This window comes from Leifsonia tongyongensis (assembly GCF_010686705.1).
GTDB lineage: Bacteria > Actinomycetota > Actinomycetes > Actinomycetales > Microbacteriaceae > Diaminobutyricibacter > Diaminobutyricibacter tongyongensis.
The window spans coordinates 531,027-539,245 of the sequence record NZ_JAAGWY010000001.1 but is presented as its reverse complement, the minus strand read 5'-3'; the positions used below and the strand labels follow the sequence as shown (position 1 = coordinate 539,245).

Annotated in this window: 9 protein-coding genes; 4 read left to right on the top strand and 5 right to left on the bottom strand. The window is 68.0% G+C overall.

The annotated features are described in order from the left end of the window. The first annotated feature begins 267 nt into the window (after positions 1–267). Positions 268–1,092, top strand: a complete 825-nt coding sequence (locus G3T36_RS02745; protein WP_163287876.1) for a hypothetical protein — start codon at positions 268–270, stop codon at positions 1,090–1,092. Positions 1,093–1,134: 42 nt separating this feature from the next. Here G3T36_RS02745 and G3T36_RS02740 read toward each other — a convergent pair whose 3' ends face one another. Both G3T36_RS02740 and G3T36_RS02735 read right to left on the bottom strand, forming a co-directional pair. Next, positions 1,135–2,346, bottom strand: coding sequence for a toxic anion resistance protein (locus G3T36_RS02740; RefSeq protein ID WP_163287875.1), 1,212 nt, complete (start codon positions 2,344–2,346; stop codon positions 1,135–1,137). Between the two features lie 114 nt (positions 2,347–2,460). Beyond that, entirely contained in the window at positions 2,461–3,129 is a 669-nt protein-coding gene (locus G3T36_RS02735; RefSeq protein ID WP_163287874.1) for an NlpC/P60 family protein, read from the bottom strand. Between the two features lie 286 nt (positions 3,130–3,415). Here G3T36_RS02735 and G3T36_RS02730 point away from each other — a divergent pair, with 286 nt between their 5' ends. Continuing rightward, positions 3,416–4,396, top strand: a complete 981-nt coding sequence (locus G3T36_RS02730; protein WP_163287873.1) for a diacylglycerol/lipid kinase family protein — start codon at positions 3,416–3,418, stop codon at positions 4,394–4,396. A 47-nt stretch (positions 4,397–4,443) separates the two neighbouring features. After that, positions 4,444–4,884, top strand: coding sequence for an SRPBCC family protein (locus G3T36_RS02725; RefSeq protein WP_163287872.1), 441 nt, complete (start codon positions 4,444–4,446; stop codon positions 4,882–4,884). A gap of 125 nt (positions 4,885–5,009) precedes the next feature. Here G3T36_RS02725 and G3T36_RS02720 read toward each other — a convergent pair whose 3' ends face one another. Next, the gene (locus G3T36_RS02720) at positions 5,010–6,125 is read right to left on the bottom strand and encodes a glycerate kinase (RefSeq protein ID WP_163287871.1); all 1,116 of its coding nucleotides are present in this window, start codon (positions 6,123–6,125) and stop codon (positions 5,010–5,012) included. 224 nt (positions 6,126–6,349) lie between these two features. Here G3T36_RS02720 and G3T36_RS02715 point away from each other — a divergent pair, with 224 nt between their 5' ends. Continuing rightward, on the top strand, positions 6,350–6,727 hold the full coding sequence (locus G3T36_RS02715; RefSeq protein WP_163287870.1) for a hypothetical protein: 378 nt from the start codon (positions 6,350–6,352) through the stop codon (positions 6,725–6,727). A gap of 28 nt (positions 6,728–6,755) precedes the next feature. Here G3T36_RS02715 and G3T36_RS02710 read toward each other — a convergent pair whose 3' ends face one another. Together G3T36_RS02710 and G3T36_RS02705 are read right to left on the bottom strand one after the other, a co-directional pair. After that, a complete protein-coding gene (locus G3T36_RS02710) occupies positions 6,756–7,298 on the bottom strand; it encodes a DUF2127 domain-containing protein (protein ID WP_163287869.1) in 543 nt (180 codons plus the stop codon). Positions 7,299–7,339: 41 nt separating this feature from the next. Next, entirely contained in the window at positions 7,340–8,218 is an 879-nt protein-coding gene (locus tag G3T36_RS02705; RefSeq protein ID WP_205244992.1) for a MerR family transcriptional regulator, read from the bottom strand. Position 8,219: the final 1 nt, after the last annotated feature.

Below are 8,219 nucleotides of genomic sequence, written 5' to 3'. Positions count from 1 at the left end.
GCACCCGGGGTGCCGGGCGTCGTGTCCCCGCCGGCCCCCGTCAGCCCCGCCAGCCGTGTCCCCGTCAGCCCCGCCAGCCCCCGCCGGCCCCCGCCAGCCCTCGCCAGCAGGGCCAGCCGCGTCCCCGCCAGCTCGGGGCATCCCCTCCCGCTCGACGTGGCGGGCACGTCGCGAAGTGGCGGGAACCCCCGCCCGAAGTCGTGTTCTTCCGGGCGGCCCGACGTGCTTGGATGATCGGGTGGGGCGATCGACGGAGGGACGTGCGCGATGACCGAACCGTCCACGGCCGACTCCGACCCTCAAGCCTTCCTCGGCGACCTCGTCGCCAGCGTCGCCCGCACACTTCCTGCCGAGGTGCTCGACCGCGTCCTCACCGTCGATCGCCCGCGCACGCTGGCGGACAGGATCGCCCGTCGCCCCGGACTCATAAGAGAGGTACGCCTCACCGGGACCAACGAAGCGTTGAGACTCAGCTACGACCCCGGTCCGCACTGGAAAGCCGAGTGGGCACGCGTCTACCGCGGAGCGACGATCTCCACTCACGCGATGACGCTCGGCGAATGGCTCACGGCCTTCGCGGGGCAGGTCGCGGCGCTCGCTGCGGATGCGGCAGGCGACTCCGCATCCGCATCCCGCGCGCTGCAGACGCTCGGGATCGAACCGGCCGGGTCGGAGATCCGCGTCAGTGAGTCCACCCTCGAAGGCGACCTCCTGACATTGCCTGCGCGGCTCGGCAGTCGCGTGCCCTCCGAGGCGGTCGCAGCTGTCGGGCGCATCGCCGAACTCCTCGTCGACACCCTCGCGCGTGTCGCCGGGCAGGGCGAGCCGGAGCTCATCGTGCGGCGGACCGCGATGGTCTACCTGCCCGACACGCTTCGCGCCTATCTCTCCCTGCCCGCCGACTGGGCCGTCGAGCATGTCTTTCCCGACGGGACGACACCCGCCCGGGCGCTGGTCGCGCAGTTGGGCGCGCTCGAAAGCGCGGCGAAGCGGATGCGGGATGCCGCGGTCGATCACGACGCATCCGCTCTGCTCGTCAACGGCCGCTTCCTCGCCGACCGCTTCGCCACCTCGAGGCTCGACCTGTCCTGACCGGGGCGGCCGCCCTCCCGTCGTCGCGCCGGCTGGCTCCGCTCAGTTCGTGCCGGAGTGCGAGCGGTCCAGGTAGCTCCGCGACCGGGCCACCTGCTTCTCGAGCGCATCCACCGTTACCGCCATCGTCTCGACCGACTGTGCGCGGTAACCGTCGATCGCATCCATCGTCGCGAACACATTGTCGAACGCGTGCTGAAGGGTCTCGATGCTGACCCCGGACGACGCGGCTCCCTCGTTTACCATCGTTGTCTGCTGCTTGAGGAGTTCGCCGGTGCGCTCGATCATCGCGTTCGTCGCATCGTTGAGTGCGCTGATCTGGTCGAGCACCAACCGCTGGTTCGCGAGCGCTTGCGAGACGATCACGGCCGTGCGGAGCGCGGAAACCGTGGTCGTGCGGGCGCGTTCGACGCCCTTGATGAGCTCGACGTTGTTCCTGCGGACGACGTCGAGCGCGAGGTAGCCCTGCACCGACACGGCGATCTGCGTGGTGAGATCCTGCCGGCGCTGGCGGATCGGGAACAGCGCGTCCGCTGTCAGGGTGTCGGCCATCTTCGGGTCGGTGGTTCGAAGCACTGCTATCCGTGCCTCCGTCGCATCGTCGAGCGCGGCGGCGAGGGTCGCATATTCACCGAGCTTCCCCATCGTCTTCCAGAGGTTCGCCCGTTCGAGCTCGATCGCGGCGTTGTCCTTCAGCAGCTCATCCTGACCAGAGATGAGCGCCGTGATGATCGCATCCAGGTGCTTCTGCGCCGGCTGGTAGCGCTCGAAATAGTGCATCAGCCTGCGGCCGCCCGGGATGCGCCCGAAGACGCCCTTCGCGCCGGTCAGGTCGGCGTGCCCGGGGTCCAGATCGGTGATCGTCGCGCGCAGGTCCTGGAGTGTGCGTGCCACATCGGTCTGCGGGTCGGACGGCCGCCCGCGCCCGCGTGCCGACGCCAGCGACGAAGCCGGTCGCTCGAGCATCCGGTTCGAGACGTCGGCCGACGACCGGATCTCCTTCTCGCCCATCCGCGCGATGTCGTCGACCTTGCGGGTGAACTCCGGGCTTCCCGGCTCTTCGGCCGACAGGGCCGCGACGAACTCTTCGGCCTTCTTCACGATCTCGGCACGTTTCTCGGGAGGGAGCGCGACCATCCCGACCGCCTGGTCGTCATTCAGTTCGGAAACGGCCCGCGGTGGTGTGAGGACGAGATCCGCGTTCGATTCCCGCTCGGATGGCGTCGCCGGCTGTTTCGTGTCGAACTCGGACATCGGCATCTCCTCTGGCTGCGCGAAGTGCACTTCAGCTAAGAGTAGAACGATCGTGCTGGCGGCGGACATCGGGAGTACTGACCTGTGCAGTTCCACCCCCTCGCAGCCCGCCTGTCAGGGGATCCGCACGAAGACGGGGTGGCCCCAGACGCTGCGGTGCGAGACGTATCGACCCCAGTCGGGGGAGTCGATGATTCCGCCACGGCCGTCGTAGATGCCGATGTGTTCGCCCGGGTAGACGACGAGATCGCCTGCGCGAGCCTTTGCAGGCGGGACCGGCGTCCCGAGAGCTGCCTGCTCGTTCACGCCCCGAGGCAGCGCGACCCCGAACGCGGCATACACCCATTGGGTGAATCCGTCGCACTCGAAACCCGCGCTCGGCGACGCCCCGGTGGAGTATGGAACGAGGCCGACATACTGCCGGGCGTAGGCGACGATCGCTTCTCCGGTTCTCGTGAGTGCCGGTGGATGGAAGTGGGTGGGGCCTCGGTGGGCCACGGCAGCGACGGCCAGCTCGTGCGCAGCCAGCGCAGCTGCCTCCGCTTCGCGATTTCGGACGGCGTCCAGGCTCGCTTGCGTCGTTGCTGTCGCGGGGTCCCTTGCCACGGTCGGTGCGAGCACGGCCGTTCCAACGCGGAAGGTTTGGACGGGCCCCGCGGGGATGCCCGCTGGGGGAGTGGCCGCATCCGCGGTCGGGGCGGGGTCGATTCCTCCGAACGCACTCGTCGCCAAGGTAAGTGCGCTGACGGCTGCGAGCGTCGTGCGAGCACCGTGGGTCGGCACGCGAGGCGCGAGGTGTCTCCCGTGCCTGCTCGGGGATCCACCCCCCAGCCGGTGTGCACCGTTCACCTTGACCCGGCTCTCTTCCGTTCCCGGAAATCGCGGCCGCCCCCGCGGAGCGGCGGGTCGCCGGCCGTTGGCGCCAGGCGCGACCCGCCACCTTTAAAGACAACGGATCCCGCGACGGATAACGGCGTCACGGATGCCCCTCGCACACTCGGCGTGCGAAAAGCAACCCCTCGCTCCTGGGGTGGATTCAGTGCACACTCAAGCGTTGGAGGACAAACGAATGAGCAACAATCACCCGAAGGTCGCTGCCGTCATCTACAACCCGATCAAAGTCGACCTCGACGCGCTTCGTGAGGTCGTCGCGGCTGAAGCGGTCGCGGCCGGCTGGGGCGAGACGATCTGGAAGGAAACGACGGTCGAGGATGTGGGTCAAGGCGTTACGCAGGAGGCCCTGGACCACGGAGCCGACCTGATCATCGTCGCCGGTGGTGACGGCACGGTACGAGCGGTCGCCGAAGCCGTCCGCGGAAGTGACGCGGTCGTCGCGCTCGTGCCGTCGGGCACAGGCAACCTTCTCGCCCGCAACCTCAAACTCGTGCTGGACGACATGAAAGCGTCGATTCATGCCGCGTTCACCGGAACCGATCGACAGATCGATCTCGGGATGATCGACATCGAGCGTGACGACTCGTCTCGCGACAGGCACGCGTTCGTCGTGATGGCCGGGATGGGCATCGACGCGAAGATGATCCAGAACACCGACGAAGACCTCAAAGCCAAAGCCGGCTGGGCTGCCTACGTCGACGCCATCGCGAAGTCACTGCGGGATCCCGATGAGCTTCATCTGGATTACCAGCTCGACGATGGCAAACGGCGACGCGCCACCCTCGACACCATCATCATCGGCAATTGCGGTTCCCTTCCGGGCAAGATCGTCCTCATGCCCGATGCTGTCGTCGACGACGGCGTGTTCGACCTGTTGATGATGCGCCCCCAGACTGCGCTCGGCTGGATCCGTGTCTGGTTCGAAATCGCCTGGATCAACGGCGTCGTCCGTCGCACCAAGGCCGGAAAAGCGCTCAACCCCGAGCCCCGGAACAGCGGTCTGCGCTACCAGACAGGCACGCGCTTCACTGCTCGGCTCTCGCGCCCGGAAGAGATCGAACTCGACGGCGACGAATTCGGCAAGGCGACGGCGTTCAAGGCCTGGCTCGAGCCCGGCGCCCTCACCGTCCGCGTCCCGGCCGACGCATCGAGCTGACGAAGCGCCCGACCCGCCACGATTCATCCGACCGCGAGGAGCAGCCCGTGTCAACGAACACCCGAGTGATGTCCTGCACACCCGAAGCGGTCTTCGCCGTGCTCAGCGACGGCTGGCTGTTCCCCGGCTGGGTGGTGGGAGCGTCCCGGATGCGCGCTGTGGACGACCTCTGGCCGCAGGTCGGGTCGTCCCTCCACCACTCGTTCGGCGTCTGGCCCCTTCTCATCAATGAGGAGACCACTGTCGACGAGCTCAGGGCGCCGACCCACATCGTCGTTCGACCCAAGGGCTGGCCGCTCGGGGGGTCCCGCGTGCAGATCGACATCGAACCGCACCTGCGCGGCTGCCGGGTGCGGATCATCGAGAAGGCCGTCAGTGGTCCGGCTGCTCGTGTCCCCGACGCTCTGATGAACATCCCGCTGTATCTCCGGAACATCGAGACGCTCAAGCGCCTCGCCTACATCGCCGAGGGCCGCGGCGTCAGCTGACCCCTCAGCCCGCCACCTCGGGGCAAGCCCGCCCGTTCGACCTGGCCGGCACATCCCGACGTGGCGGGGACGGGAGAATGGTCGTGCGCACGAGGCGCCGACAATCCGCGGGTGAGATCGGCCGATTAGTGGCGTTGGCGGCTGCTGTAGTGCGCGGCGAGCGCGGCACCGGCGGAGCGCCCCCAGCGCTGTGGATCGGCGATCGCGGCGTCTGCCCCGCCGGCCAGATCGGCGAGGGCGACGGCCCCGGCGAACGCTTCCGTCGGCGCCTGGATAGAGCCGGCCGCGAGCAGGATTGGCACCCCGGCCCCCCGCGCCAGACCAGCCACGTACTCCGGCACCTTTCCCGCGGCAGACTGTGCGTCGTACCGGCCCTCGCCGGTGATGACCGCATCCGCCCGACCGATGGCGGCCGGCAGGCTCAGCGCCTCTCCGACAGCGGCCGCTCCCGGCGCCATGTGAGCGCCCCACGCGAGCAGCCCGAAGCCCGCACCGCCGGCCGCACCCGCGCCCGGTGCGTCGGGCGAGGCGGTCACGCCGGCGTCCCGCAGAACGTCGGCGAGCCGTCGAAGTCCGGCCTCGAGAACCCGAAGATCTGCCTCGGCCGCTCCCTTTTGCCGTCCGAACACCGCTGCCGCCCCGGCTGGCCCGACCAAAGGACTCGTGACATCACTCAGGATGCGCGCTCCACTGTCTGGCAACGCCCGCAATTCCGAGAAGTCGACCCGGTCGAGGACAGCGAGACCGCGGTTGCCGAGCGGGATGTCACGGCCCGCCGCGTCCAGCAACCGTGCCCCCAGCGCAAGCAGCGCGCCCGCTCCGCCGTCGGTGGACGCGCTGCCGCCGATCCCCAGCAGCAGGGCGCTCGCACCGCCGTCGAGGGCGGCCGCGATCGCTTGGCCGAAGCCGACAGTGTGGGCGGCGAACGGCGCGAGTTCCGGCATCCGACCGAGGCCGCTGGTGTCGGCCAGTTCGACGAGGGCTGTGTCGTCGGGTAGTTCCAGCCAGCCGGTGTCGACCTCGACGCCGGCGGGACCAAGCACGCGCACCGGTCGCCTGATCGCCCCCGGGACCGCTGTCGCGAAGGCGTCGAGCGTGCCCTCCCCGCCGTCGGCCATCGGTACCAGAACGAGGTGGTCCCGTGGCCGCTCGGACGCCCACCCCTCGGCGAGTGCCGAAGCGACGACAGCGGCAGTGGCGGAGCCCTTGAACGAGTCAGGCGCAACGACGATGACGCTCACGATCTCACCCCCGCACGGATCGCCGAGTGCGTCGATCCGGGCGAATCTTCGAGTTCGTACAGAAAGAGTCTGGCGTGAGCGGCTGTGCAAGGGCTGTATCCAGGATGGACGCTTCCGATTGACCCTCAGCCCGCCACCTCGGGGCAACCCCGCCCGCTCGACCTGGCCGTCACGTCCCGACGTGGCGGGCAGACGCGCGCAGTCGCACAGCGTAAAGTCATCTCGTGCGAGCAAGGCCCACGGTGCTGATCGGCTGGATTTGTCTTGCGGTCGTCAGTGCGGGCATCCTCGCCTTCGGCCTCGTGGTCTTGGTCGTCCCGATGGGCGGCGACCAACCGCTGTATCGTGCGGACGGATTGGCGTCTGTCGGACTGGGTCTGTTCGGTGGACTCATTGCGCTTGTACCGTACCGGCGGCTGGAACGGTGGGCGTGGTGGGCACTCTGGTTCTACCCGTTGTTCTGGATGGCACACCTGCTCTGGCGGCTCCCGCCTGGCAACGACCACATCCATCAGGTTGTGTTCATCGCGCTGTCATTGATCGGACTATTGCTGCCCCTACGGGTCTTCTTTCCCAGGAGACCGAACTCCGCGACCCGTTGAGTGACCTGCCGTACGCCAGCGGGTCGTCTCAGCTTGCGACGGGACGACGGAAGACCCAGTTCACCGTGGATCGCCAGGTGTCGCGCAACTCGCGGTCTCGCCGCCATTCCCGCCAGGTGAGCCAGATGATGACTGCATCGAAGACGGTCAGGACGGCGACGCCGATGGATGGCTTGGTCACCAGTTCGTAGAGCTGGAAGATCAGGAACGCTCCTAGAGCGCCCATCGCCCACGGGTAGACCCGACGCGAGCCGATCAGCAGGGCGATCACGATCGCGATCTTCACGACGCCATGCAGCAGCAGGTAGGCGGCGACGAACACCACCCCGCCGGCGTGGACCTGGGATACGCCGTGGATGATCAGGTTGGCGATGAGGTCGTGCGGGTCCTCCGACAACTCTTCCGCAGTGACAGCGTTGGCGGCCCCCTGGAGCTGGGCCGGGCTGGTGAACAGCAGAAGTGCTCCGCCGATCAACTCGACCAGGCCGTCGATGCCTTTGAGCAGGACGCCGACGAGGAACACCAGATCGAGCACGCGCTCTTTCATCGAGTCCTCCTGATTGCCGGTCATCACATCATGCAGCGATCGTCGAACGATTGCGACTGAGCGCTCTAGTTTCGGGTGTCTCTGTGTTGGTTTGCGGCTTGGTTGTTGGGCTGGCCGGTGTGGAAGATTGGCCAGCCGATTTCGGTGCGCCATTGGTTTTCGTCGTTGGTCTCGTGGGCACCGATCACGTAGTACTCGCGGATTGGCCCGTCGATGGCGAGGGCATGGTCGGTGACGTAGGTGGCGAGTGATCCGTAGGCCCGGTCGATCTCGCCATCGTGCGGCCCGGTGTGCGTGGTCAGAGCAAGGTCAGCCTCGGGGATCACGAGGGCGCTTACCCGTCCGGTGGCCCGAACCGTCTGATCGCAGGGCACGAAGACGGTCGCCTCGCCGCGTCCGTGCGTGAACAGGTCGTTGGTGTAGATCGCGCCCCCAGGACCACCGGGAGCGATCTTCTGGGCGACGAGTAGCGCGTGCAGCTCGCCGAGCGCGCCTTGATACCAGCCGGTGGCGTCCTTGACGTCGATCACGTCGTTGACTGCGGCGGCCGGCGTGGCGGGCATCCGGCGATGCTCGATAGCGACTGGTGCCGCGTCGAGGGGCGGTTCGAGGAGATCGCGTAGTGATGCGACTGCCTCCTGGGTCCGGGCGAGGGTCGCTTCGAGGCGTTGGAGGTGGCCGGCGATAAGCGCGTTGCGGGCGGCCAGGTCCGGGGTGGCGATCACTGCATGGATGTCTTGCAGGGGCATGTCGAGCGCCCGGAAACGGCGGATGACCTGCGCCGTCTGAATCTGGCTCGTGGCGTAGCGTCGGTGTCCGGTGTCGGGGTCTACGTGGGCAGGTACGAGCAGCCCGATGCGGTGGTAGTGGCGCAGCGTCTTGATGTTGAGGTGCGTCGCGCGGGCGAAGTCCCCGATAGCTAGCGATGAGGGCATGGACCCCATT

Excerpts from the sequence above, each read along its gene's own strand:
- G3T36_RS02730 (WP_163287873.1), top strand. The coding sequence starts at position 3,416 with ATGAGCAACAATCACCCGAAGGTCGCTGCCGTCATCTACAACCCGATC.
- G3T36_RS02745 (WP_163287876.1), top strand. The coding sequence starts at position 268 with ATGACCGAACCGTCCACGGCCGACTCCGACCCTCAAGCCTTCCTCGGC.
- G3T36_RS02705 (WP_205244992.1), bottom strand. The coding sequence starts at position 8,218 with ATGGGGTCCATGCCCTCATCGCTAGCTATCGGGGACTTCGCCCGCGCG.
- G3T36_RS02740 (WP_163287875.1), bottom strand. The coding sequence starts at position 2,346 with ATGTCCGAGTTCGACACGAAACAGCCGGCGACGCCATCCGAGCGGGAA.
- G3T36_RS02710 (WP_163287869.1), bottom strand. The coding sequence starts at position 7,298 with ATGACCGGCAATCAGGAGGACTCGATGAAAGAGCGCGTGCTCGATCTG.